Consider the following 24,737-nt stretch of genomic DNA (forward strand, 5'->3'; position numbering starts at 1 on the left):
TGCCGAAGCGTGTATCCCCCGAGGTCAAGTAGTCCATGACCGCGCAGCCCCGAATACGGGCAGCACCAGCCGCCGGCGAGGCGCGCCGACTTACCTTGTTCGTCGGCTTGGGCCGCAGCAGGCGATGCATTAGCCGAACTGGTATTTGGCGGTCAAAGGCTCGCCGATGCCGGCGTACGTCGCGCGAGTGCGCTCTCGATGAGAATGGACGCTCGCCGGCCTGGTTCGCTGAATAGCGGGCGAATTGCCACCTAGTTAGTTGTAGCGAGTAGAGGTTGCAGATGGCAGGAGCCTAGGAAAATCACTTCACATCAAACATTTCTTGAATGGCATTTCGCTCAATCAGTCGTGAAAACCTTTTGTAATTGTGATGATCTTTCTGCCAACGGCCAGCGGCAATGCAGGGGTGAACGCGGGCACGCACTGCGAGCGTTGTAAGATCATCTAACGTTGTCTCCGGCCCCCAATTAATCTGGTTCAGAATATCTGAAGGGATAAGGGACTCTCTTGCGAGAGCATCGGCTTCGCGTTCGTATTCGTCCTCACTACGAATTTCCATATCGTCGATGAAAACCATGTCACCCTTTACGAGCGTTGCAAAATGAAGCGCGACGTGTGCGCATTCGTGCAGGAGTGTGAACCAGAAGCTATCTGTTCGGTCGTTGCGAAGCGTCAGGCCGATTATTGGTTGTCCATCCATATCGGACATAACAGCGCCATCAAGAAAGGTGCCCGGTAGCGGCGGCAAAATTACTACAGACACTCCCAGTTCACTCAATCTTCGAACGGCACGAATTGGGCCATCCGACTTTACGCTAAGCCGTGCGATCTGACGAAGAGCTTCTGCCCCGAAAGCCTGAGGCTTAAAGGGTGTGGGCGTCCTAATTCTTCTTTGAACGACGGCCGCTTGCCAAAGCAACAACGCGCTTTGATCTGTTTTTAGTGCTGCGCGCTGTGTTCGCGTTTTCCGTAATAATGCAAGAGGATTGCTGTTTGGCATCGAGGAGGAAATAAACGCAGGCACTTTTTCTTGATCGAGCGTGAACCCTAACGAGTTCATCCGAGCGACCACTGGCTGCGAAACACTGTTCCCATCTAAGGGCTGACGTCTTTCTGAAATGAGGGCTTCGTAAGGAATACTGAGCCCTTCGTGAAGGGAGCGGATCATATCAATGGATAGTTGCCGCTTCCCAGAAAGCACCTCAGAAACACGCGCGCGTGAGCCTATGTAGGGTTCGAGATCCCGCGGTGTAAACCCGCTTTCCTCCATCCTGTATTTAATGGCGGCAATAGGATCCGAGACGTTTACAGGAAAATGCTTCTCTTCGAATTGCTCGATTAGCGTGACTAGAACCGCAATGTTGTCATCTCTGTTGGGTGCTGAAGGCAGACGTAAAAGCTTAGCCAATTCGGCTTTGGCATCTTGAAGATCTTCTGTTGTTCGGACTGGCTTAATGGCCACGGTATTCTTTCCGGGTCGGGAGTTCGGACAAGTGAGGCGAGCGGCGTTGGATGGAGGTCAGGAGAACCACCTCGTTTCTGAAATCAACCAGGGTCGCGATGCGGACACCGGTGGCCGCGAGATTGAACACGACCTCGGGCGGAGCAGAGACATCGGCGCTGCGGAAGTCGAAAGCCAATTCCTGGAATCCATTCCAGTGGCGGTGCTTTATTTCAGTCAGCCATGCGCGCACTGGATCGGCCAACACTGGGCTGCTCGCCAAAAACGCCGCTACTTCGGTCTGACCCACGAATCGCATCAAATCCTCCCGCTCCCATTTTGGGAGCTTCGACCTTGACATCAAGCAAAAAATAATGAATGATCCCAAAATGGGAGCGTGATAAGGCCTTGGGGCCTACAACTTCTAGAGGTAAGGTGGAGGTTCCATGGCGAAAATCAAGCTGCTGAGTAAGGGTCTGACAAACGCCGAGATCAATGCCGCTGTGAAGTTGGCGATCACGAGCGGTTGTGCGGCCGAAGAACTCGAAGTTGTAGTTGAGGTCGGCGAGCCCGACCCTGTTTGTGACGACGAAATCGTTCTCGTGGTCATGACGTCGGCCGTTTGCGCCGCCCCCGATGTCGAGGCCGAACTCAAGAAAACGCCGAATGGCGGTCGCCGCGTGATCTGTCTTTGGCCCGAAAACGCCGAAGCGAAGCAGCAGCCGCCCGCGCCGGTCGCCAAGTACGCGTATTCGATCATCCCATGGAACTCGGACAAGTTTTCTGCGGTAGCGGCAGATGATGACGTGATGTGCTTCGAGACGCCGGATGGCACGACGTTGCCGAAGGTCAAAATGGATCACAATGAATGCGTCGAAGACGTCCAAGAACAGGCCAAACCCACATGAACATCTTCGCGTATGTCGTTGAGCACGATCTTGGCTTTGCGCCCAACCCGTTTCAGGGGGCTTGCACGCTTGCGTGCTGCAAGCCGCGCATTCGCAAGAACGCCCAGCTGGGTGACTACATCTTGGGTACCGGCGCGGCACTGCCGAACTTGCGCGGTTTCCTGACGTACTGGATGCAGGTGGACGAAATCACGAGTTTCGATGCGTATTGGAACGACCCGCGTTTCCGGAAAAAGAAGCCGACGATGCTTGGCACCACTCAGTACCGCTATGGAGACAACATCTATCATCGCGATGGCACCGACACGTACCGCCAGGAATATTCATTCCACAGCATGGAAGATGGAAGTCTTTCGCCAGCCGACCTGAGACGCGATACAGCCACGACCGACAAAGTCCTCATCAGTAACAATTTTTCTTACTGGGGAAAAGCGGGGCTGCTTTTGCCAGAGCGTCTTTCCTGCTTCGTGCGGCGTGAGCGGCCATACTTACTCCGAAGCTGAGAAGGCTGCGTTCCTTGAGTGGCTCGCCGTGCACCCAGAGCGCGGCTATATCGACGAGCCGGCGCATTGGCAGTTCCTCGGTCAAAAGAAATCGAAGCGTAAGAAGGCCGCATAGGGAAACGCGCCATGATGGTCACCGACTACGATCAGTTTGTCCGCAGGACAACGCAGTTCTCCGAGAAAACACCAGACGAGCGGCGCGCCATCGCCTACTACGGCCTGGTCAGCGAGATTGGTTCGCTGGTCGCGGCGGTGAAGAAAAAACTGCTGTCCGAAGGCGGGGAGGCGAGTTGGGATCAGCCGAACGACGAGATCAAGGAGGAACTCGGCGACGCTTTGTGGTACTGCTACGCTAGCGCGCACGCCGCCAACGAAGGACCCTTTGACATCCTTGCAGGTGACATCAGCAATCTCCGTCAGGAAATTGGTAGCACCGACGAACGGGCTCGTAAAATCGCGCTTGTCCTGGACCCTCAGGCGCGACAAGCGTTTCTTGAATTGTCCGAATCATTTCCTCCGGCCTCCGGCTATACCTTCGACGACTATCAGCAACTTGCCTACAAAACGGCACGCACCGACGGGCGGGTATTGCTCGAGGTCTGCGTTGCGGTGGTTTGGCAGCTTGGTGCTGAGTTGCTGAGACCGAGACTGCCTGATTTCGAATTAGCATTGAACAGGAACATTGCCGACCGGCCCACGAACGTCGTGTTGGGGGAGATCGTGTGGCACCTTTCTGCGATGGCCGCCCTCTACAATCTTTCGCTTGACGAGGTCATTGGCTACAATTGCCAGAAGGTCAACTTTCGCACCGAGCGCGGAACGCCAACGCCGCTTCACGATGCTAGGCGCGATCCGAAAGAGCAGTTTCCTCGTGCCTTCGATGTCTCCTTCGTTAGAATCGGGCCGGGACAGTCCCGGATGTATTTTAATGGACGGCCCCTAGGCGACGACCTTACTGACAACGCCTACAAAGATGATGGTTACCGCTTCCACGATGTCATTCATCTCGCCTTTGTCGCGCATCTGGGTTGGTCGCCCGTTCTTCGCGGCCTAATGAAACGCAAGCGCAAGAGCGGAGATGATCGCGTAGATGAAGTTGAAGATGGGGGGCGCGCTCAAGTTGTGGAGGAGCTTGTCATCAAAGCCATCCACACCGAGGGCGAGAAGCAGGCCAGAGCCGAAGGGCGTTGCATCATCGGCAAGCCGACGCGGCTCTTTCCGCAACGTAAACTGATAACGTTTCGGGTCCTGAAGACTGTCCGCATGTACGTGGAGGATTTGGAGTCGTCACAAAACGCATATTGGGAGTGGGAGGATGCTATCTTCGAAGGCTGCGAAATGTTCTTCAAGCTTTCCGAGGAGAAGCAGGGCACAATACACGTCGATCTCAACGCGCGAGCGCTTGCGTTCACGCCCAATGTGTCACCAGAAGTTCTTGGTATCACCGTTGGCTTAGGGATGGGGTCTGCCAACCTTCAGGTCGCGCCCAACGCGGTCTGCACGCTCTCGACATCTGAGAAATCCTGGGCAGATGAGCGCAACCGCCTGGCCGAAACAATCGCCGCAAAACGCGCCGTGCTGGATGCTTTGAAGCTCGACGGCAACTCATCCAAACTTCTCAAGCAAATTGAGGTTCGTCTTGACGGTTCGCGCGTCTGTGTGAAAGCGCAGGGCCCAGTCCTCGACCGGGCGTGGCATCTGCACGCTGTCGACTATAAAGCCGCGTTTGTTCTGTCGCCTGATGAAGTTATTTGTACCGCTACGGCTACCGCAGACGTGCGGGACATTTCAAGGGCATGAGGCGCTCACGTGCGCATTAATGCCCCACTTTGGCGGATACCATGGCGCGGGCAGCGCTCCGGTCAGTTTGAATTTCTGCTTGATGCGCGTACGGCCGGCAACCCCTGTGTAATTCGGAAAAGCTGCACGCGCATATTTCGAAATTTCGCAAAAGACATTCTGGCAATCGATGAGCTGAAGACGCCGGCCCCACAACGAGCGAAACGAAATCTCTTGCTCGGCGAAATGTACTTCTTGGTTGTCGTACATATAACGAATGACATCCGCCGGACTAAGCTCGCGCGGTGATTGGAAACATTTCGAGATTCCATCGAGTGCGCCAGGTCCCGCCACAACAAATTCATTCTCGCCGAAATTAGTAAGCTCGCTGTAGTTCAGGTCCGTGACATATTGGTAAGCCAGAAATGGCCCGACGAAAGGAATGGACTGCAGCAGTGTGAATCCGTCGGCCATTGATTTCATGTCTCGCAGGCGCGCCGGAAAGCGCTCGCGAACGACATGTTCGAGCATGCGGAGATGGTTCTGATGCTTTGCCTGATGGCCAAAAAAACTGCCCCCAGACGGCATTATATACGCCGCGGAGTACACGCGATTCCCGCGCTCCATCTCCCGAGACAAAACAGCATCGAAACGTTCGAAGCTGAACGTCTCCCACGCAATAGGGCCGACCTCTCTCTCGAGCGTCGTCCAAGTCTCGATCTTGTTGAATATCTTGAACAGCAGAATACGGAAAAAGACGTTCGTCTCATCACTCGGAAGATCATCGCGGTAGATCACGTTTCGGGTCAGATATTGGCTGACCCGATCGGAGGCGCGATAGGCATTAGTGAACTTGAAGGTCTGGAGGACGGGATCGTTCGTCAGAGCAACATTGGCGCCCTCAAGGCGACGAAAAAAGATGCTCTGACGCTCTGCAGCGAACCGCCAGTACGCGTCGAAGACGGGTGTAACGGTGACTTCGCGACGGCCAATGGTAATTTTTCTGTCGCGCTGTCGCGAACGAGCGGGCGGATCGTTGAAATTGAACTTAGGTTGGGCAGTTGGCATGGACCGCGCGGAGTTGGGTAAACGTGTTTACACTTTTGCACACAACGCGGGCGACACCTACAGTGTTTGGATCGGCTGATCAAATAAAAGGGCAGCGTGGCAATTTCATCATCATCGAACTCATCCCCAAGGAAGGCTCCTTATGAACACGACCGATAAGCTGAAGTATCATCGCCACCTCGACGCGATTGCGAAAGCTGACATCGCTTACATCCAACGTAAGGACGCACAATATGACGCCAGTTGGAAAAAGCGCGCTGGTGCCGGCGCTTTTTTCACCATTGCGCGCCCATGGGATCGCTTTGAAAGTATCTCGAAGGGTGTCGGCTACGACATCTTCACCAAAATCAGCGAGGAGGGACTGCAAGGAGAGGACGGAACGCTCATTGCGTGCGTCCGTGACTTGCGTCGTTACTTAATGCTTGTTGAAGCCGAAATGACGGAGCGACTTTCGACAGAGACCAACAGGGGGCCCAGTACGCCCTAAAACCATCGCTGTGTTACGATCAAGAGCGTACTAGTGGTGCGCTCCAGGGGCGAGGTCAGTCCGCACTTCGGATCTGCCGCAATGTTGGCAGTGTGCCCCTGTTTTGCCCGACGAAGCAAATGGCGCGTAGCACTAGGAGTTGCCGCTTGCCCGCTAAAAACCTAATTTCGCTCCTCCTAACCCATTGATCGTCCTACCCCCGTCTACTGTGCATGGGGTTGTTTTCGAGCTTTTGTGTTGTCCGGTCGCGGAAGACGTGGGACTTGATCGTCACGCACGCACGCACGCACGCACGCCGGCCGGCGCCGTCGGCGATGGCCGAGGATCGTCACCAAAAAGCGAGACTGACATGCAATCTTCCGGGAGCGGCTGGGGCAACGGGCTGCTCGGCGTCATCATCTTCAGCGGCTCGCTGCCGGCGACGCGCGTGGCGGTCGGCGATTTTTCCGCGCTGTTCCTGACGTCCGCGCGCGCGGTCATCGCGGCGCTGATCGGTGTGGCCGTGCTCGGCCTGCTTCGTCAGGCGCGGCCGGCGCGCAATGATCTCGTCTCGCTCGCCATCGTCTCCATCGGGGTTGTGGTCGGCTTCCCCCTGCTGACGGCGCTCGCGCTCCAGCACATCACGTCTGCGCATTCGATCGTCTTCATCGGCTTGCTGCCGCTGTCGACCGCGATCTTCGGCGTCTTGCGCGGCGGCGAACGGCCGCAGCCGATGTTCTGGCTGTTCGCCGTCCTCGGCAGCGCCACGGTGGCGGGCTTTGCCTTCTCCAACGACGGCTCCGCATCGCTGAGCGGCGATCTGCTGATGGTCGCGGCGATCGTGCTGTGCGGGCTCGGCTACGCCGAGGGCGGCGCGCTGTCGCGTCGCCTCGGCGGCTGGCAGGTGATCTCCTGGGCGCTGCTGCTGGCGCTGCCGCTGATGGTGCCGATCGTGATCTGGAGCTGGCCGTCGACCTGGAGCGGCGTCGGCGCGCCCGCCTGGATCGGGCTCGCCTACGTCTCGGTGTTCAGCATGTTCGTCGGTTTCATCTTCTGGTATCGCGGGCTTGCGATCGGCGGCATCGCCCGCGTCGGCCAGTTGCAGCAGCTTCAGCCGTTCTTCGGACTCGCGCTCGCAGGCTGGCTTCTGCACGAGCCCGTCGCCTGGAGCATGATCGCCGCGACCGCGCTCGTGGTCGCCTGCGTGTTCTTCGCGCGGCGGTTTGCCTGAGGCCGCCTCACGCGCCTCCCATCACCGTCCGCGTCAGCGTGCTCCTTGCGAACTTCTTCAGCGGCATCGGCTTGCCGAACAGAAAGCCCTGCACGCAGTCGAAGCCGAGCTCGTTGGCGGCGACGAGATCGGCGCGGCTCTCGACGCCTTCGGCCACGGTGCCGGCGCCGTAGCCCTGCGCGAGCTCGACGATGTGGCGGCACACCGTGCGCTTGAGGCGGTCACTGCCGCTGCCGGTGACGAAGTGCCGGTCGGCCTTCAGCTTGATGAAGGGAATCTTGTCCATATCCATCAGCGACGGCCAGTTGGCGCCGAGATTGTCGATCGACAGGCCGATATTGTGCAGGCGCACTTCGCGGGCGACCTCGGCGAGGTGATCGAGGTCGCGGATCGCCTCGTCGCTGTCGATCTCGATCGTCAGCCCGCCGAACGCCGGGATGCGTCGGCATGCGGCGGCAGAGATCGCGCACGGCCTGCGGCTCCGTCAGATACGACGCGGGCAAATTGATCGAGAGATCGACCGGGCTCTGCTGCTCCAGCAGATAGTGCCAGTCCTGCATGGCGCGCTCGATCACGAATTCGGACAGGTCGCGCAGATGCGGGTCGTGCTCTTCGGGGATGAAATAGGCCGGCGGCACCACGCCCCAGGTCGGATGCCGCATCCGCACCAGCGCCTCGGCGCCGCTGCGGATCAGCGTGCGCGCGTCGATCCTGGGCTGGTACCACAGCTCGAGCCAACCGGCATGCAGGGCCTCGCCGACATGCACGGCCGGGCTCGGCGCCGGCTCGTTCGGCAGCAGCATCGCGACGCGATCGCGCAACGTCTCCGCCGCAAAGGGCGTCGTCAGCGGCGGCAGCATCGCAAGGCCATATTCCTCGCCGACCTGCTGCACGGCCCTGACGATGATCGACTCGCGGGCGCCGACGGCCAGAACCTTGCCGTCGAATGCCTCGCGCACCAGCGTCTCCAGAAACATGCCGGGCTCGATGCCGTCGGCAGCGATGCCGAGCAGGATCAGGTCGGGCAATTCGCTCGCCAGTACAGTTCGCAGCTCGTCGGCGCTGGCGCATTCGGTGGTGACGAAGCCGAGATCCTCCAGCACTTCGGAGAGAAAAGCGCGCAGATGGCGCTTGCCGTCGGCCACGCATGCGCGCGGCGTCACCTTTCGTCGTCCGAAGGTTTTCGGCCTTCGTCCAGCGAGTTCAACAGTTTCATCTTTCATCGCAAACCACTCCCGTTCCGCGACCGGTGTGTTAGCGACGTGAGCAGTTTCAAATATGGAAGGCTTCAGTCGATTGTTGAATTATCTGGGTAACGTTAAAGCACCCATCATGTCTAAAATTGTCTGGATCTCGTTGGAGAAGTTTTTAGGTCTGCCCGCGCGGCGCGCGCAGGCGTGCGGCAATCATCGGAGATTTTCGCGACGTGCGGTGTTGGCGGTATGCACGCGCACTGTCCTGCAATTGGACGAAGCCGCGCGCGCCTTCGCCCAATTGAATAATGGCCGCCTCAATTGCCCGTGGGCTTCGCGCGATGCGCGTATGTTCCCGCTTCGCTCGTGACGGTTCTGCGACGATGCGTCCGGCTGCGCCGGCGCCATTGTGAAGCACATCACATGCGTATTGCTGCAGCTGCGCTATTGCTCTGGGCAGCCGGTGGTGGGCTGTCAGGGATCGCAGCAATGACGACGCGGCGAATAATGTATTGGTGGTTCAGATTCGTGCTGTCAGGACGATTTCTCGATCGCTTCCTGAGCCTGCCGCGCGCGCAGTAGCGCGGGATCAGGTTTGGCCGATCAATTTGCGCAAGGCGGCCGCACCGTCTTCGATCGCATCGCGTCCCTTCCAGGCCAGATAGCTCAGCTTTCCGCCGAGCGTGTCGTGGCTGCGCAGCCGGCGCGAGCCGAGAATGTGGCCGACATTGGAAGGGAAGCGGCTCACCTCGGCGGACACCAGCGCCGCGATCGCGTCCATCAATTGCTGGAGGCGAATGCCCCATTCGCAATTCTCGATGCCGTCGATGCGCACCTTGAGCGCATATTCGGTGTCGTAGATCTCGGTGAGCAGGTCGCGCGCGACCAGCACCCGGTTGTGACGAAGCGCGATACGCAAAGCCAGGCGTTTGTCGTCGAGCTGGTCGAGCACCATGTGAACGACGAAGGCATAGGGTGCGGCGGCGACATCGGCGGCGCTCTTGCTTGCGGCTGGCTTGGTGGCAATGCGCACCAATTGCCAGGGCGTCTTCAACCGCCTCGCCAGCAGCGTCAGCGCGAATGGCAGCGCCTCGGGATGGGCCTTCTTGAAGGCGTCTAATCGTGCCGTGATCTGATCAACTAGGCCGTCGTCGAATTTCGCGATCTTCTCGGGTAGCTTTTCGTTGAACTTCGGCAGCGCGGCGCCGGCGCGCAGCACATGTCGCATCTTCTTCACGTCGTCGAAGGCGGTGCGCGACGCCGTGTATTGCGCGAGCTTGCCGCGCGCGAACTCGGTGCTCTCCACTGATGCGAGCGTGCTCTCGAGAACCTTGACGACCTTGGTCTGGAAGGTCGATGCGATCTTCAGCACCTCCTTCGGGTTGTTGGCGGCGACCTGGTCGTTGATCGCCTTGATGTAGTCGCGCGCCATGGTCGGCAGCAGGTCGCGGCAGATCCACTCCCAGATCGGGGTGAGGGTGTTGCGCGAGATCCGCCCCAGATTGGCGTGCTCGGGCGCGCCGTCGATCAGGAGCAGCTCGAGCGGCGCGAAGAAATATCGCGAGGGGCTGGTGGCGCGCGCCTGGCTCGATCCGTCCTTGCGAAATTCGGCCCGCAGCTTGGAGTGGATATCGGCCGCGCCGGGCATGTCGATGCCGCACAGCTCAAGCCGCTCGATCTCGCTGAGCAGGCAGCTGCGCGACAGCGGCGTCAGCTTCTGCAGGAAGTCCGATAGCTGGTCGATCTCGTTCATGGCACGCAATCTTCCGCAACGATTCCAGCAGGCCTACCGGCCCAATGCATGGAGGCATTTGCGCGCTCTCAAGTGCGACATAGAGAAGCAAGTCGCCGTTAATTTATCCGTAAAGTCCGGGAGCGGCGGTATCCGGCGGGGATGCGATGGTTAAAAGGCTCCGGCCCATCTGCCCAGCATTTGGGCAGATTTATCAACCTAAGCATGTTGGGGGATGAAGCCACTCAAGCATAAAGTGTGCCTATGCCGGTGTTTCAGCACAAAATGGCCAAAATGACCGTAGTCTTACGGGGAAAAAAGTTAACCACAGATCGGCCTGGGTTCCGCTAAAGAGTGACATGGGGTCACAGAATGATACGGCCACTGATTCGCGGCCGTCGGAATGGTACGAAAGCAAAGCTGCTCCAACTGAAGAGCTCGATGTCGTCCGCCTGAACGCCGCCCGTGCCAAGGCGGCCGACGAAATGGCCGCCGCCATCGCCCGCGAGCTCAACGGTCCCCTCACTGCCCTCCTGCTCTACATGGGCGAAATCAAGCACCACAGCGATCAGCTCGCGCCTGTGACGGGCGACCGTGCCTATTTGCAGCGGGTGGTGGAGAATGCGCTGGCGCAGACCGAGCGGGTTTGTGGCCTGGTCAAGCAGCTTGCCGGTTCGCACAAGGGTGGCCTGCCGACCGCGTCCAGGGCCGAGGACGCCGAATCGAAGGCCGCCGCGCGCGCGCCGCAGCGGGTGCCGAGCGCCGAAATCCTCGGCCTGTCAGGCCAGAAGCGGCTGACCAAGCGCGAGCGCGAGGTGCTGAGGCTGATCAGCGAGGGCTATTCGAACAAGCAGGGGGCGCTTCGGATGCAGATCAGCCCGCGCACCTTCGAGAGCCATCGCGCCGAGGCGATGCGCAAGCTCGGTGCGCGCAACACCGCGGATCTCGTCCGTGCGGCGCTGCTGCATTCGATCGACTGAAGGCTCTTGTGCCGTGCCGCCCGTCGGCGGCGAGGGCCGGGCCCGAGCAATCTCGCGATAAAGCCCGGAGCCCGATCGCGCTCAGAAATAATCTTCAGCGAACGGACGTGCGCGCGACGAGGGCCGCAGCGGCTTGAGCTCTTCCTTCGGCCCGTTGGGAATGATGGTGATCGTCCAGCGGGGCGGTGTGCTCGATTCCTGCACCAGCACCGAACGCACGAAGCCAGTCACCGTCGCCTCGCCAGCGGTCACCGTCGCCATCCGGCCGTTGAACTGTGCGATGCGGAAGCGACGGACCTCTTTCTGGTCCGCAGTCTCATAGGTGAACATGGAAACCCTCCTGGTTTCCGGTGACTATCGCCACTTATGATTAGCCTTCTGTGAAAATCCCAAACCGTAGAAGTACGGCGGGGATGCACGCGTGAGTGGTCAGAGCGTTTTCGAGCGAAGTGGATGCCGGTTCGCGTGAAGAAAACGCGTCAGATAAGAATCTAGGCCTCGGGCTCCGGCGCGCGCGCGGCGGCGTAGGCGGCGTCCATCAGGTCCAGGAGATCGCGGAATTCGGGGCCACCCAGCCTCTCCGCGGTCATCTCCAGCCGCAGCGCCAGCGCCGCGAGCCTGACATAGCCGAACGTTGCGGCCGCGCTCTTCAGCGAATGCGCTTCGCGCGCGATCCTGCCGTGGTGCTGCGCGGGCGAGAGCGTGCGGAACTGTTGCAGGCGCGCGCAGGTCTCGCGCCAGAACACGCCGCGCACTTCGCAGGCACCGTCCTCGCCGATCTCGCGCACCAGCGCCTGGTACGCGCCCGGCTCGCGCGCGGGCTCGGCATCGAGCGCTGTCTGTGCCGCCGCGACGGTGACTTCGAACATGGTTTTGCCCGCCTCGATCACGGTTCGCTTGCCGCCCGGCCCGTAACGGCTGCGCGGCAGGCGCGTGTCTACGGCATCCCGATTTCAGTTCCGGTAGCAGGATGATCGGTGTTTGCAGGCCGGAATTAGCCGCCGGTTCACCACGCGGCGGCGCCGGTCAGCGCGGGCCGAGCAACCGGTCGTACTGCGCCTTCACGGTGGCGTAGCATTCGCACGCCGTCTGGCGCAGGCCGTCGAGGTTGAGGATCTGGATGTGCCCGCGGGTGTAGTGGATGAAATTGGCCTGCTGCAAGGTATTGGCGACCAGCGACACGCTGTTGCGCCGCGCTCCGATCATCTGCGCCATGGCCTCCTGGGTCAGCAGCAGCCGAAAGTCGCCGGAGAGGTCATGGGTGTGCAACAGGCAGCGCGACAGCCGCGATTCCACCGGATGGGCGGCGTTGCAGCCCGCAGTCTGCTGGACCTGCGCGTAGACCGCCAACCCGTGACGCGTGAGTAGCGTCCGCAGGGTGCCGCTCTGGTCGGCCGCGACGCGCAGCACGTCGAGGTCCATCACGGAGGCGGAACCGGGAACCAGCACGATCGCCGTGTTCAGCGCGCAGGCATCGCCCATGGTCGAGAGCGTTCCGAGCAGGCTGTCGCGGCCGATCATCGCGACCTGCACATGCTCGCCCCTGGCGAGTTCCACCACCAGCGAGATGACGCCGCGGTGGGGAAAGTAGGCGCGCTTGAGCGTCTCGCCGGTTTCGACCAGCACCGCGTCATGCGGCAGATCGACCATACGCAAATGCGGGCGGATCAATTCATAATCGTCTGCCGACAGCGCGGACAGGAAACCGTTGGATGAACGCACCATCGTTTCCAAAGCTGCCTCCCGTCTCCTGGATCAGCGTGTCGCAGCACGCGAAACCGCTTGCTGTCCGGGTAAGTTTCATCATGTTCCCGTCGGGATATATTGGCAATTGGGACAAGATGTCCGTCCGCGGCTGCGACCGCGTGCACATCCGCGTCCAGAGGATGATCGCGTCGCTCGCCGCCATCAACGATTGTCTGGCGGAGCGCCGTCCCGACGGCGATCTTGCCTCGGCGGGGTGCCTCGGTTAGCGCGGCACCGGCCGCAGCGGACGCGGGTAACCGTTCGTTTACCGCAAACGCGGATCTGGCGAATCCCGGCAAAGCACCAAGCGACGGCGGCGAGAGCGCGCCGGATTGCAGGCGGCTCGGTTCAATTCCCCGAAGGCCGTGCATATCGTGCTTCACGAGCAGGGCTTTCCTGCGCGCCCGGCCTTGCTGTTATCGGCACGTTTACCCAATGCGTCCGGCCGTCGCGGCGTGGTGCCGGTCTGGCCGAAAAGCGCTGTCGCATGCGGTCGAACGACAAACTTCTCTTCAATATCCGTATTAGCACGGAGGATGAAATTAACGGGACCGTGAAAGGGGATGTCTAACGATCCAAGGTAGGGCTTCCGTCCATGCCAAGCGCGGCTCGGGCGTCGAGATCCAGGTCAGTAAGGCGTAGCTCATGGATGATCTGTTGCGGGAGTTTTTGACGGAAACCGGCGAGAGCCTGGACACGGTGGACAATCAGCTTGTGAAGTTCGAGCAGGAGCCGAACAACGCCAAGATCCTGGATAACATCTTCCGCCTGGTCCACACCATCAAGGGCACCTGCGGCTTCCTCGGATTGCCGCGCCTGGAAGCGCTGGCGCATGCCGGCGAGACGCTGATGGGCAAATTCCGTGACGGCATGCCGGTGACCGGGCAGGCGGTGACGGTGATCCTGTCCTCGATCGACCGCATCAAGGAAATTTTGGCCGGGCTCGAGGCGACCGAAGCCGAGCCCGAGGGCACCGACCGCGACCTGATCGAGAAGCTGGAAGCGATGGTCGAGCATGGCATGGCGGCGATGTCAGCAGGTGTCGCTGCTGCTCCCGTGGCCGAAGCGCCGCCGCTGGTGCCGGAAGCACCTGTCGCCGTTGAAGCCGCGCCGACCTCCGGTGCGCTGGCCGACCAGACCCTGGAGCGGCCGCTGCGTCTGGGCGAAGTGTCGCTCGACGAGCTCGAGCGCGCCTTCCGCGAGACCGCGATCGAAGCCCCGGCCCCCGCGCCCGTTGCCAAAGCCGAGCCCGCCGCTGAGGCGCCGGCGCCTGTGGCCAAGGAAGCTGCCAAGGAAACGGCCAAGGACGCCAAGGACGCCAAGGCAAAGCCCGCCCCGAAGAAGTCGGCGGCCGACGAGACGGCCTCCGAGGGCGACCGCATCGCCAACCAGTCGATCCGCGTCAACGTGGATACGCTGGAGCATTTGATGACCATGGTCTCCGAGCTGGTGCTGACCCGCAACCAGCTGCTGGAGATCTCCCGCCGCAACGAGGACACCGAGTTCAAGGTGCCGTTGCAGCGGCTGTCCAACGTCACCGCCGAGCTGCAGGAAGGCGTCATGAAGACGCGCATGCAGCCGATCGGCAATGCCTGGCAGAAGCTGCCCCGCATCGTCCGCGACCTCTCGGGCGAACTCGGCAAGCAGATCGAGCTGGAGATGCACGGTGCCGACACCGAGCTCGACCGCCAGGTGCTCGACCTGATCAAGGACCCGCTCACCCACATGGTGCGCAACTCCGCCGACCATGGCCTGGAGACCCCGGCCGAGCGTCTCGCCGGCGGCAAGGGCGAGCAGGGCACCATCCGCCTGTCCGCCTATCACGAGGGCGGCCACATCATCATCTGCATCGCCGACAACGGCCGCGGCCTCAACACCGACAGGATCAAGGCCAAGGCGATCTCCTCGGGTCTGGCCACCGAGGCCGAGCTCGAGAAGATGAGCGAAGCCCAGATCCACAAGTTCATCTTCGCCCCGGGCTTCTCGACCGCGGCCGCCATCACCTCGGTGTCGGGCCGCGGCGTCGGCATGGACGTGGTGCGCACCAATATCGACCAGATCGGCGGCACCATCGACATCAAGTCGGTGGCCGGCGAGGGCTCCTCCGTCACCATCAAGATCCCGCTGACCTTGGCCATCGTCTCCGCGCTGATCGTGGAGGCCGCCGGCGACCGTTTTGCGATCCCGCAGCTCGCCGTGGTCGAACTGGTCCGTGCCCGCGCCAACTCCGAGCACCGCATCGAGCGCATCAAGGACACCGCGGTCCTCAGGTTGCGCAACAAGCTGTTGCCGCTGATCCACCTCAAGAAGCTGCTCAAGATCGACGACGGCGCCGTCTCCGATCCCGAGAACGGTTTTATCGTGGTGACCCAGGTCGGCAGCCAGACCTTCGGCATCGTGGTCGACGGCGTGTTCCACACCGAAGAAATCGTGGTCAAGCCGATGTCGACGAAGCTGCGTCACATCGACATGTTCTCCGGCAACACCATTTTGGGCGACGGCGCGGTCATCATGATCATCGACCCCAACGGCATTGCCAAGGCGCTCGGCGCCGCCGGCGCCTCGGCCCATGACATGGCCAACGAGAACGGGGCCCATCACATCGGAACGGGCGAGCAGACCACCTCGCTGCTGGTCTTCCGCGCCGGCTCGTCCCAGCCCAAGGCGGTCCCGCTCGGGCTGGTCACGCGCCTGGAGGAGCTGCCCGCCGACAAGATCGAGTTCAGCAACGGCCGCTACATGGTGCAGTACCGCGAGCAGCTGATGCCGCTGGTTGCCATGGAGAGCGTCACCATTGCCAGCCAGGGCGCCCAGCCGATCCTGGTGTTCTCCGACGACGGCCGCTCCATGGGCCTCGTCGTCGACGAGATCATCGACATCGTCGAGGAACGGCTCAACATCGAGGTCGGCGGCTCCAGCCAGGGCATTCTCGGCTCGGCCGTGATCAAGGGCCAGGCCACCGAAGTGATCGACGTCGGCCACTTCCTGCCGATGGCGTTCGCCGACTGGTTCACCCGCAAGGAGATGAAGCCGTCGCTGCACTCGCAATCGGTGCTGCTGGTCGACGACAGCGCGTTCTTCCGCAACATGCTGGCTCCGGTGCTCAAGGCCGCCGGCTACCGGGTCCGCACCGCGCCGACCGCGCAGGAGGGCCTCGCGGCCCTGCGCGCGCAGACCTTCGACGTGGTCCTGACCGACATCGAGATGCCCGACATGAACGGGTTCGAGTTCGCGGAAGTTATCCGCTCCGACAGCAATCTGGGCGCGATGCCGATCATCGGCCTCTCCGCGCTGGTGTCGCCGGCGGCGATCGAGCGCGGCCGTCAGGCCGGCTTCCACGACTATGTCGCCAAGTTCGACCGTCCCGGTCTGATCGCGGCGCTGAAGGAACAGACCGCGGGCGCCGCCGGCGCCTCCGAGCTGAGCCGGGCGGCGGCGTAAGCGCATGATCCGGACAAGTGTGAAGCGGTTTTCCCTCGCGACAAACGCGGAACGCGTTTGCGCGGAGATCATGCTCCAACAAACCGGCATGGATCAGGAGATACGCACATGACCAGGAAGACCCAGTCCGGCGAAGGCGCCATGGTCGAATACGTCACCGCGATGATCGGCGGCCAGCTGTTCGGCCTGCCGATCTCCCGCGTCCAGGACGTGTTCATGCCCGAGCGCGTCACCCGCGTTCCGTTGTCCTCGCGCGAGATCGCGGGCGTGCTGAACCTGCGCGGCCGCATCGTCACCGTGGTCGACATGCGCGCCCGGCTCGGCCTGCCCAGGCCCGAGGACGGCAAGCCGCCGATGGCGGTCGGCGTCGACCTGCGCGGCGAATCCTACGGCCTGCTGATCGACCAGATCGGCGAGGTGCTGCGGCTTGCCGAAGACAACATGGAAGAAAACCCCGTCAACCTCGATCCCCGCATGGCCAAGCTCGCCGGCGGCGTCCACCGCCTCGACGGACAGCTCATGGTCGTCCTCGACGTCGATCGCGTCCTCGAATTGAAGACCGAAGTGCAAATGGCTGCGTGAGCCCCAAAAACATCGAAGCGGAGAACCAAATGAAAACGTGTTTGGTGGTCGATGATTCCAGCGTCGTGCGCAAGATCGCGCGCCGGATCCTGGAAGGCCTGGAATTCGAAGTCACCGAGGCCGAGGACGGCTCGAAAGCGCTCGAGATCTGCCAGCGGAAGCTGCCCGACGCAGTGCTGCTCGATTGGAACATGCCGGTGATGGACGGCTTCGAGTTCATGGGCCACATGCGCCGCCTGCCCGGCGGCGAGGAGCCCAAGGTGGTGTTCTGCACCACCGAAAACAACGTGGCTCATATCGCTCAGGCGCTCAGCGGCGGCGCCAACGAGTACATCATGAAGCCCTTCGACAAAGACATCATCGCCGACAAGTTTGCTGAAGTCGGCTTGATCCCGATCGGACAAGTCATGGTCTGAGTTATCTGGCGGAGTGTTCCAGCCAGAGTGTTCCCAGTACAGCTTCCGAGAGGCTATCCGTGACCGCGACCGAATATGAGTATCTGCGTAAGTTCCTGAGGGATCATTCCGGGCTCGACCTGTCCGCAGACAAGCAATATCTGATTGAAAGCCGGCTGCTGCCGCTGGCGCGCAAGGCCGGGATCTCCGGCATCGGCGAGCTCGTGCAAAAGCTGCAAGGCGCAGGCGCGAGCGCGCTCGTCACCAGCGTGGTCGAGGCGATGACGACCAACGAGACCTTCTTCTTCCGCGACAAGGTCCCGTTCGATCATTTCCGCGACACCATCATGCCCGAAGTGATCAAGGCCCGCGCCGGCCGCCGCAGCGTGCGGATCTGGTGCGCTGCCGGCTCGACCGGACAGGAGCCATATTCGCTGGCGATGAGCTTGAAAGAGATGGGTGCGGCCCTGACCGGCTGGCGCGTCGAGATCATCGCGACCGACCTGTCGCAGGAGGTGCTCGAGAAGGCCAAGGCCGGCATCTACAGCCAGTTCGAAGTGCAGCGCGGTCTGCCGATCCAGATGCTGATGAAATATTTCAGGCAGACCGGCGAGACCTGGCAGATCAATCCGGAGCTGCGGGCGATGATCCAGCACCGGCAGCTCAATCTGCTGCACGATTTCGCCCAGCTCGGCACCTTCGACGTCATCTTCTGCCGCAACGTGCTGATCTATTTCGACCAGGACACCAAGATCAACATCTTCAACCGTCTGGCGCGCCAGATCGAGGGAGACGGATTCCTGGTGCTGGGCGCGGCCGAAACCGTGGTCGGACTGACCGACACGTTCAAGCCGATTCCGGAGCGGCGCGGTCTCTACAAGCCGAACGACCCGCGTGCCGCAGCTGCCAAGCCGGCTTTCGCCGGCGCCGCGCCGCGCGTGGCTGTGATGGCGGGACGATAAGCATGTCCGAGGATGGAAAGGGTCTGGAGCGGGTGACGTTCAGTCGCGGCTACGATGTCTGCATCATGGCCATCGACGGCACCTGGCGCCGCGACTGCAAGCTCAACGCGATCTCCGATACAGACGCCATCCTCACGGTGGAAGGCTCGATTCAGGGCCTGAACTTGAAAGAGTTCTTCCTGCTGTTGTCGTCGACCGGCCTTGCTTACCGCCGCTGCGAACTGGTGCGCGTCAACGGCCTCGAAATGGACATCCAGTTCCTGCGTGGCAAGAATCGGAAGAAGCGCGCGGCCGGTGGCCGTGACGAGGCGGCGTGATCTTCACGTGCGTCTCGTCGCTGTTTGCCGAGACGTTGGTTCATATTTGCTGAAACATCCGACCGAATTTGCCGCAGCGGCTTTACGTCGCCTAAGCGCGAGCCATGTATCCATGGCCGGTCTCAATCTCAGGATACGGTAATGCCCAGAAGCTCTCTCTCCCCCCTCCCGTCAAACCTGCCCGACGGCACCGAGCGGCGCGCACTTCAGCTCCTGGTGGTCGATGACGACGCCACGCAGCGCAGCCTGATCACGGTCGCCGCCAGACAGGCCGGCCACGAAGTCACCGTGGCGCCGTCCGTGGCGGAAGCGATCGAAAAGCTCCGCGCCGCGCGCTTCGACTGCGTGACGCTCGATCTCGTGCTGGAGGATGGCGACGGCATCGACGTGCTGGGCGAGATGGCAAAGGCAAAATTTGGCGGCGCCGTGATCGTCATCAGCGGCATGGACGGCAAGCGCCGCAGCGCCGCTCGCAGCTTCGCCCGTTCCGTCGGAATCGTGCTCCAGAGCCTGCCCAAGCCGCTGGATCTGGCGGCGTTGCGCATCAGCCTCGCCAATCTCGGCAAGACCGCGATGGGCCTGCCGGCGATCCACACCTGGGGTGGCGTCGCCAGCGACGCGATCGTGGAACGGCACCGCGCCTGAGCCGCGGGCCTGCCATGCAACGAAATGCGGCCGCCGCGCCGCAGCGATCTACACTGTGCTGCTGGCTTCCGACAGGCATTCCACGGCGTGGCCAAGGCCCGCCCGGCAGGCGTCGAGGGCGGCGCTTGCCGTGGCATACCGGGGCGTGACGTCGTCGAGCAGGAAGACATCGGCGGAACCTTCCGGATCACTGCCGTGTTCTTGATCCATGGCTGTGGCGATCCGGCGCATGCTGGTCTCGATCTGCGAGATCAGCAAGCGAAGGTCAGCCGCAATCAGCAGACGGCTCTCGGCTTCGGGCATTGCGACCAGAGGCGGCGTAGCGGCCAAATTCAGCATGGATATTCTCCGTGCTCTGTAATTAGGCGACTTGCCGCTACTTGTGCGTTAAGTCCATGTCCCGTACAAATACGGGTGGGCCGAATCCGCGCCGAACGCCATAACGGTTGGCGCGGACGCGAATCCTTCATGCCAACCGGATGTGGGCACATGGCTGAACAAAGCTCTCGCGGTGAAATCTTCGTGGTCGACGACGACGCTGCCGTTCGTGACACCTTGTCGATGGTGTTGAAGGCCGCGGGCTATGAGGTGATCTGTTTTGCGGACGGCGCAGCATTGCTCTCCGTCGCGCGAAGCCGCACACCGGCGGCGGTCCTGCTGGACGTGCATATTCCCGGCAAGTCGGGCCTCGACATTCTCAACGAGCTGCACGGCGAAGACTATCCGGCACCGATCTTCATGATCTCCGGACAGGGCGACATCGCGATGGCGGTGGGGGCCATCAAGAGCGGCGCGCTCGACTTCATCGAGAAGCCGTTCCGCGGCAGCGAGATCGTCGGCCGGCTCGACGAGGCGATCGGCGCCTATGCACGCAGGCAGTCGGAGAACGCCGCGCCGAAGTTCGGCTCGCTGCATTTCCCCGGACGCGAGCCGTTGACGCGGCGCGCGAGCGCGAGGTGCTCGAACAGTTCGCCGCCGGCGCCTCCAACAAGGAAGCCGGCCGCACGCTCGGCATCAGCCCGCGCACCATCGAGGACCACCGCGCCAACATCATGAAGAAGCTCGGTGCGCGCAATGCCGCCGATCTGATCCGGATCGTGATGACTGCGGCCCAGCGGGCGTCGTAAGACTGGCTCGGCTTTCGTGCCCCTGACGCAGCGCATCATGCAATGATGCGCTGCTGAGCCGGGGCCCATCTCTCCAATCTCACGGCTGACAGTTCTGGGTCCCGGCTCTGCGTTGCACGTTGCGCCTTGTCCGGGACACGAGATCGCGCCCTACGCTTGCAGCGCCTTGCGAATGATCCGCGCCAGATCCGATTTGCGATAGGGCTTCGCCAGCAGCAGAACGCCCGAATCCAGTCGGCCGTGGTGGATGATCGCATTTTCGGTATAACCGGACGTGTAGACCACCCGGAGATCGGGACGCGTTCTCTGGAGTTCGTCGGCGAGCTGCCGTCCGTTCATCTTGCCGGGCATGATGACGTCGGTGAACAGCAGGTCGAACGGTTTTCCGGCGGCGACGATTGCAAGCGCCTCCGCGGCGTTCGCCGCCTGCAAGGTGACGTAACCCAGCGAATGCAGCTGCGCCAGCACGTAGTCGCGCACCAGCCGGTCGTCCTCGACCACCAGGATCGTCTCGTGTCCGCCTTCGATCGCCGCCGGCGTCACGCCCTCGCCGACCGCCGTCGGCGTCTTGCCGGGCGGCAGATACATCTTGATCGTGGTGCCGTGGCCTTCCTCGCTGTAGATCTTGATATGGCCCGCGGACTGCTTGATGAAGCCGTAGACCATCGAAAGCCCGAGGCCGGTGCCCTTGCCCGGTCCCTTCGAAGTGAAGAAAGGTTCGAATACCCTGGCCAGCATGTTGGCGGGAATTCCGGTGCCGGTGTCGCTCACCGCGATCAGCACGTAGTGGCCTGGCCTGATATCGTTGACGCTGGCATAGATTTCGTCGAGATAGGCGGCGCCCGTCTCCACGATCAGCTTGCCGCCGAAGGGCATGGCGTCGCGGGAGTTGAGCGCGAGGTTGAGGATTGCGGTGGTCAGCTGGTTGGGATCGACGATCGCGACGCAGCTCTCCGCCTCGAACACGGACTCGATCTGGATCTGCTCGCCCAGCGTCGGCCGCAATAGCTTCGCAGTGTCGATCATCAGCGAGTTGACGTCGATCTCGCGCGGCTGGAGCGGCTGCTTGCGTGCAAACGCCAGCAGATGCTGCGTCAGCTCGGCGCCGCGCCAGGCGGCCTCGTCGATCATCTTCGTGATCGCTGCAAGCTCCGGCTCCTTGGCCACCGCCTCGGCCAGGATCCCGATCGTGCCGGTGATGACGGTGAGAATGTTGTTGAAGTCGTGCGCCACGCCGCCGGTGAGCTGGCCGACCGCCTCCATCTTCTCGGCCTGGCGGATGCGGTCCTCGGCCGCGATCTTGTCGGTAAGGTCGCGGGTAGAACACGTTGAACAGCAGGCCCTCGCGGCGCTTCAATGCCGTGACGCTCAGCTCGGCCTTGAATTCTTTGCCGTCGCGACGGCGGACCATGAGCTCGCGGCGGCGGTTGAGCGTCCGGCCGTCCTGGGACACGAGAAAGCGTGCAAGGCCGACCTTGACCCTCTCGCGTTCACTCTCTGCGACGATGAGGTCGACCGCATTCTTGCCCAGCACGTCGTCGCGCCGCCAGCCGAACAGCTCTTCGGCCCGCGAGCTCCAGTTCAGGATGGTGCTGCGGTCATCGGTCTGGACGAAGGCATCAAGTGCGGTCTCGACGATGTTGCGCGCGAGCAGCTCGCTTTCGCGCAAGGATTCTTCGGCATGCCTTGCCTCGGTCATGTCACGTCCGACGAAGAAATAGCGCTTGGCCTGATCGGACCAGTTGCCGAGCCAGGACAACCAGACCTCGCGCCCGTCCTTGTGGATGCAGCGGGTGTCGGCGAGCTTCGGACTGTCGCCGCGCCGCAGTGCGCGCATTTCCTCGCGAGATTGATCGAGATGCGCTGGGTGAATGAAGTCGACGCCGCTGCGGCCGATCATCTCGTCCGGCGGGTAGCCGAGAACGGCTTGGCTGCTCGGGCTGATCTGCACGATATGGCCGCGCGAATCCATGATCATGATCAGGTCTTGCGACGCATCGAACAGCTGTCGCCGCTCCTCGAGCGTTTGTTGCAGTGCTCGCTCGGTCTGGCGCGCGTCAGTGAGGCGGCGCGCCGAGCCGGAGGCGCCGATGATCTCGCCCAAAGCGCCCCTGATCGGCGACAGGCTCACCGAGATATCGACCGGAGTGCCGTCCTTGCGCAGGCGCACCGTTTCGAAGTGTTCGATGCGTTCGCCGCGCGAAATCCGCCGCAGATAATCCTTGCCCTCTTCGCGGCGATCGGCCGGCAGGAGGATCGAAGTCGGCTGTCCGACCGCCTCCTCGGCCGTATGGCCGTAGAGGCGCTCGGCCGCCGCGTTCCACCCGATGATGGTGCCGTCGAGCGTCTGCATGACGATCGAATCGTCCGAGGATTCGACCGCCGCGCTGAACAGGCGTTCGCGAACGGCGAGCTGGTCGCGGGCGGCCTCCGTGCGCCGATGCTCCAGAACCTCGTGCTCCAATGCCGATGTCTTCGCGTTCGTTTCTTCGACCATGCGGGCGAAGGCACGCGCCAGCAGGCCGGTCTCGCCTGATGCGTCGATTGGAATATCGGCGGGCTTGCCGCGCCCGATCGCATCGACCGCGGTGGTGAGCCGGCCGATCGGCCGGGTCAGCGACTGCGCCAGCAGCACGGCCAGCACGGCGGCGACCATCACTGCGATGAGGCCGATCGTGATCGTCGTCTTCTCGATGATGACGGCCGGCGCCATGAAGACGGCGTAGGGCACGATGCGGATGATGCCGGCCCACTGACCCTCGGCCAGGATCGCGGGCGCGATCGCGGTGCCGCTCGGCTTGCCGTCGTTTTCCCGCACCGACCTGGGTCGCACCCAGGGTCGATCCGGTGACTGAAGAGAAATAGGGGAAGTCGTTCTGCCAGCGCGTCGGCGTCCCGAGTTGCGAGCCGAATTCGCGGGTGCGATCCGGATGCACGAGATAATCGCCGTTGCGGCCGACCACGTAGACCTGCTCCCCGCGCCGGCTCGTTATCCTGATACGGTCGAACACCTGGCGCATGTCGACATTGACGACGACGATGCCGAACAGCCGGTGACCGGACCCGAACAGCGGTGCCGCGACGCGTAGCGTCGGCACATAAGGCATCTGAATCACGCCATCGTCGACATTCAGATCGACCGGAGAGACGTAGACCTGATCCTCCGACAGCTTGATCGCTTCCTGGAAGAAGAAGCGCTCGTCTTTGTTTTGCAGGCCATCGTCGGGGACGATGCGCACCGATCCTGTCGGGCCGGATCGGTCGATCCGCAGATATTCGCTGCCGTCGATGTTGATGACGCGAAATTTCGCGTAGGTCGGGTTGGCTCCGACAACGGCCACGAGTTGGGGCAGCAACCGCTCGCGCCAGTTCTTTTCTGACAGGTGGTCAGTTGGATCGATACCGTTGTTGAAATGCGCGTCGATCATGCCGCGTACCGCGGCACGGGAGCGGAACGTGACAATATCGGCGCGTGCGCCGTCGGTCTGGACTTCGAGCTGGGAAGCCAGCAGCCGGGATTGTGTCTCGATACGGTCGAGCACGCGCGGCAGGAAGGCCTGCTCCAGGCTGTAATGGCTCAGCCATCCGGCGGCGGAGACCGCAACTGCGACCAGCAGAATCATTGCGATGGCCAGCCGGGTTGCGAGGGTCATGTCGGCCCTCGCGCCACGTCGCGTACGGTCCCGAATGTTCTGCCAGGTTGCAACATGAACCGCTCCGTCATCGGCCGCCGGAGCCGGCATCGGGTTGCGGCACGGCCGTCGATTGCGCTGTTTTCAGGTAGCGGTCGACTGCGGCGAGCAGCGCGTCGGGGCGGAACGGCTTCTGCAGGCTCGCGACCGCGCCGAGCTTGGCCGCCATCTTGAGAAAATCCGGCTCTGCGAAAGCGCCCGGCGTGATCGAACGGCCGGAAATGACGATGATCGGAATGGTCGGCGCCCGCGCCCGGATGTGGCGCATCGTCTCCAGCCCGTCCATGCCGGGCATGAAGATGTCGAGGAACAGCAAGTCGAACTGGCTGGCCGCGAACAGCGCGAGCCCCTTGCGGCCATCGCCAGCGAGCGTGACGTGATGGCCCGCTCTCTCCAGCAGCAGCCGGATTGTGATTTGCACGGCCGGGTCGTCATCCACGATCAGGATGTTGGCCACGTCAAAAACCTCCGGGTCGGGCAGGGATGTTCCCAGCGACCCAAATCAAAGCTTCAAATACGAAACTGTTGC

The 24,737-nt window shown here is 62.1% G+C and carries 23 protein-coding genes and 3 pseudogenes; 15 read left to right on the forward strand and 11 right to left on the reverse strand.

Annotated elements, in window-relative coordinates; translation table 11 throughout:
• Positions 1 to 301: 301 nt before the first annotated feature.
• A complete protein-coding gene (locus ACVWW3_RS32385) occupies positions 302 to 1,462 on the reverse strand; it encodes an ImmA/IrrE family metallo-endopeptidase (protein ID WP_456651958.1) in 1,161 nt (386 codons plus the stop codon).
• Positions 1,452 to 1,760 carry a type II toxin-antitoxin system HigB family toxin gene (locus ACVWW3_RS32390; protein WP_456651957.1) on the reverse strand — a complete coding sequence of 103 codons (309 nt, stop codon included), beginning with the start codon at positions 1,758 to 1,760 and terminating at the stop codon, positions 1,452 to 1,454. Before ACVWW3_RS32390 ends, ACVWW3_RS32385 begins: the two co-directional genes overlap by 11 nt.
• A gap of 127 nt (positions 1,761 to 1,887) precedes the next feature.
• On the opposite strand from ACVWW3_RS32390, the gene ACVWW3_RS32395 reads away from it, so the two are divergent.
• From ACVWW3_RS32395 to ACVWW3_RS32405, 3 genes are all read left to right on the forward strand, one after another.
• Positions 1,888 to 2,349 (forward strand): hypothetical protein, encoded by a 462-nt coding sequence (locus tag ACVWW3_RS32395; RefSeq protein WP_456651956.1) that lies wholly within the window; start codon positions 1,888 to 1,890, stop codon positions 2,347 to 2,349.
• Positions 2,346 to 2,852 (forward strand): Nmad2 family putative nucleotide modification protein, encoded by a 507-nt coding sequence (locus ACVWW3_RS32400; protein WP_456672261.1) that lies wholly within the window; start codon positions 2,346 to 2,348, stop codon positions 2,850 to 2,852. The genes ACVWW3_RS32395 and ACVWW3_RS32400 overlap by 4 nt, the downstream gene beginning before the upstream one ends.
• 126 nt (positions 2,853 to 2,978) lie before the next feature.
• Positions 2,979 to 4,652, forward strand: a complete 1,674-nt coding sequence (locus ACVWW3_RS32405) for a hypothetical protein (protein ID WP_456651954.1) — start codon at positions 2,979 to 2,981, stop codon at positions 4,650 to 4,652.
• Here the strand turns inward: ACVWW3_RS32405 and ACVWW3_RS32410 are convergent.
• Positions 4,641 to 5,699, reverse strand: a complete 1,059-nt coding sequence (locus tag ACVWW3_RS32410) for a nucleotide kinase domain-containing protein (RefSeq protein WP_456651953.1) — start codon at positions 5,697 to 5,699, stop codon at positions 4,641 to 4,643. The genes ACVWW3_RS32405 and ACVWW3_RS32410 overlap by 12 nt on opposite strands.
• 142 nt (positions 5,700 to 5,841) lie before the next feature.
• Between ACVWW3_RS32410 and ACVWW3_RS32415 the strand changes: the two genes are divergently transcribed.
• Complete coding sequence (locus tag ACVWW3_RS32415) at positions 5,842 to 6,186, forward strand: hypothetical protein (protein ID WP_456651952.1); 345 nt, start codon at positions 5,842 to 5,844, stop codon at positions 6,184 to 6,186.
• Positions 6,187 to 6,535: 349 nt separating this feature from the next.
• The gene (locus ACVWW3_RS32420) at positions 6,536 to 7,396 is read left to right on the forward strand and encodes a DMT family transporter (RefSeq protein ID WP_456651951.1); all 861 of its coding nucleotides are present in this window, start codon (positions 6,536 to 6,538) and stop codon (positions 7,394 to 7,396) included.
• 7 nt (positions 7,397 to 7,403) lie between these two features.
• On the opposite strand, the pseudogene ACVWW3_RS32425 reads toward ACVWW3_RS32420, so the two are convergent.
• Positions 7,404 to 8,619: pseudogene (locus ACVWW3_RS32425) on the reverse strand (EAL domain-containing protein).
• Between the two features lie 55 nt (positions 8,620 to 8,674).
• On the opposite strand from ACVWW3_RS32425, the gene ACVWW3_RS32430 reads away from it, so the two are divergent.
• Positions 8,675 to 8,959: a hypothetical protein gene (locus ACVWW3_RS32430; RefSeq protein ID WP_456672262.1), complete on the forward strand. Its 285-nt coding sequence runs from the start codon at positions 8,675 to 8,677 to the stop codon at positions 8,957 to 8,959.
• Between the two features lie 219 nt (positions 8,960 to 9,178).
• Here the strand turns inward: ACVWW3_RS32430 and ACVWW3_RS32435 are convergent, their stop codons facing one another.
• On the reverse strand, positions 9,179 to 10,342 hold the full coding sequence (locus tag ACVWW3_RS32435; RefSeq protein ID WP_456651950.1) for a hypothetical protein: 1,164 nt from the start codon (positions 10,340 to 10,342) through the stop codon (positions 9,179 to 9,181).
• 338 nt (positions 10,343 to 10,680) lie between these two features.
• On the opposite strand from ACVWW3_RS32435, the gene ACVWW3_RS32440 reads away from it, so the two are divergent.
• Entirely contained in the window at positions 10,681 to 11,301 is a 621-nt protein-coding gene (locus ACVWW3_RS32440; protein ID WP_247339499.1) for a LuxR C-terminal-related transcriptional regulator, read from the forward strand.
• Between the two features lie 81 nt (positions 11,302 to 11,382).
• Here ACVWW3_RS32440 and ACVWW3_RS32445 read toward each other — a convergent pair whose 3' ends face one another.
• The 3 genes from ACVWW3_RS32445 to ACVWW3_RS32455 all read right to left on the reverse strand — a co-directional run bounded on the left by ACVWW3_RS32445 (position 11,383) and on the right by ACVWW3_RS32455 (position 13,026).
• On the reverse strand, positions 11,383 to 11,631 hold the full coding sequence (locus ACVWW3_RS32445) for a hypothetical protein (RefSeq protein WP_247339500.1): 249 nt from the start codon (positions 11,629 to 11,631) through the stop codon (positions 11,383 to 11,385).
• Positions 11,632 to 11,792: 161 nt separating this feature from the next.
• Positions 11,793 to 12,170: an Hpt domain-containing protein gene (locus tag ACVWW3_RS32450; protein WP_456652136.1), complete on the reverse strand. Its 378-nt coding sequence runs from the start codon at positions 12,168 to 12,170 to the stop codon at positions 11,793 to 11,795.
• A 157-nt stretch (positions 12,171 to 12,327) separates the two neighbouring features.
• Complete coding sequence (locus ACVWW3_RS32455) at positions 12,328 to 13,026, reverse strand: Crp/Fnr family transcriptional regulator (protein WP_354107886.1); 699 nt, start codon at positions 13,024 to 13,026, stop codon at positions 12,328 to 12,330.
• Between ACVWW3_RS32455 and ACVWW3_RS32460 the strand changes: the two genes are divergently transcribed.
• The 7 genes from ACVWW3_RS32460 (at position 13,014) to ACVWW3_RS32490 (ending at position 19,389) form a co-directional block, all read left to right on the forward strand.
• Positions 13,014 to 13,274: a hypothetical protein gene (locus ACVWW3_RS32460; protein WP_456651949.1), complete on the forward strand. Its 261-nt coding sequence runs from the start codon at positions 13,014 to 13,016 to the stop codon at positions 13,272 to 13,274. The genes ACVWW3_RS32455 and ACVWW3_RS32460 overlap by 13 nt on opposite strands.
• A gap of 418 nt (positions 13,275 to 13,692) precedes the next feature.
• Complete coding sequence (locus tag ACVWW3_RS32465) at positions 13,693 to 16,488, forward strand: hybrid sensor histidine kinase/response regulator (protein WP_456651948.1); 2,796 nt, start codon at positions 13,693 to 13,695, stop codon at positions 16,486 to 16,488.
• A 108-nt stretch (positions 16,489 to 16,596) separates the two neighbouring features.
• Entirely contained in the window at positions 16,597 to 17,070 is a 474-nt protein-coding gene (locus tag ACVWW3_RS32470) for a chemotaxis protein CheW (protein WP_354049728.1), read from the forward strand.
• Between the two features lie 29 nt (positions 17,071 to 17,099).
• Complete coding sequence (locus ACVWW3_RS32475; RefSeq protein ID WP_247445512.1) at positions 17,100 to 17,486, forward strand: response regulator; 387 nt, start codon at positions 17,100 to 17,102, stop codon at positions 17,484 to 17,486.
• A 59-nt stretch (positions 17,487 to 17,545) separates the two neighbouring features.
• Positions 17,546 to 18,427, forward strand: a complete 882-nt coding sequence (locus tag ACVWW3_RS32480) for a CheR family methyltransferase (protein ID WP_247445511.1) — start codon at positions 17,546 to 17,548, stop codon at positions 18,425 to 18,427.
• 2 nt (positions 18,428 to 18,429) lie between these two features.
• Complete coding sequence (locus ACVWW3_RS32485) at positions 18,430 to 18,744, forward strand: PilZ domain-containing protein (protein WP_247345200.1); 315 nt, start codon at positions 18,430 to 18,432, stop codon at positions 18,742 to 18,744.
• A gap of 141 nt (positions 18,745 to 18,885) precedes the next feature.
• On the forward strand, positions 18,886 to 19,389 hold the full coding sequence (locus ACVWW3_RS32490) for a response regulator (protein ID WP_247345197.1): 504 nt from the start codon (positions 18,886 to 18,888) through the stop codon (positions 19,387 to 19,389).
• Positions 19,390 to 19,437: 48 nt separating this feature from the next.
• Here ACVWW3_RS32490 and ACVWW3_RS32495 read toward each other — a convergent pair whose 3' ends face one another.
• Positions 19,438 to 19,728: a hypothetical protein gene (locus ACVWW3_RS32495; RefSeq protein WP_354103393.1), complete on the reverse strand. Its 291-nt coding sequence runs from the start codon at positions 19,726 to 19,728 to the stop codon at positions 19,438 to 19,440.
• A 150-nt stretch (positions 19,729 to 19,878) separates the two neighbouring features.
• Between ACVWW3_RS32495 and ACVWW3_RS32500 the strand changes: the two are divergent.
• Positions 19,879 to 20,516, forward strand: a pseudogene (locus ACVWW3_RS32500) (response regulator transcription factor).
• Between the two features lie 150 nt (positions 20,517 to 20,666).
• Here the strand turns inward: ACVWW3_RS32500 and ACVWW3_RS32505 are convergent.
• A pseudogene (locus ACVWW3_RS32505) lies at positions 20,667 to 24,169 on the reverse strand (PAS domain S-box protein).
• A gap of 67 nt (positions 24,170 to 24,236) precedes the next feature.
• Entirely contained in the window at positions 24,237 to 24,665 is a 429-nt protein-coding gene (locus ACVWW3_RS32510) for a response regulator (protein WP_456651946.1), read from the reverse strand.
• Positions 24,666 to 24,737 lie beyond the last annotated feature (72 nt).

It is taken from the genome of Bradyrhizobium sp. LM2.9 (genome assembly GCF_054056555.1).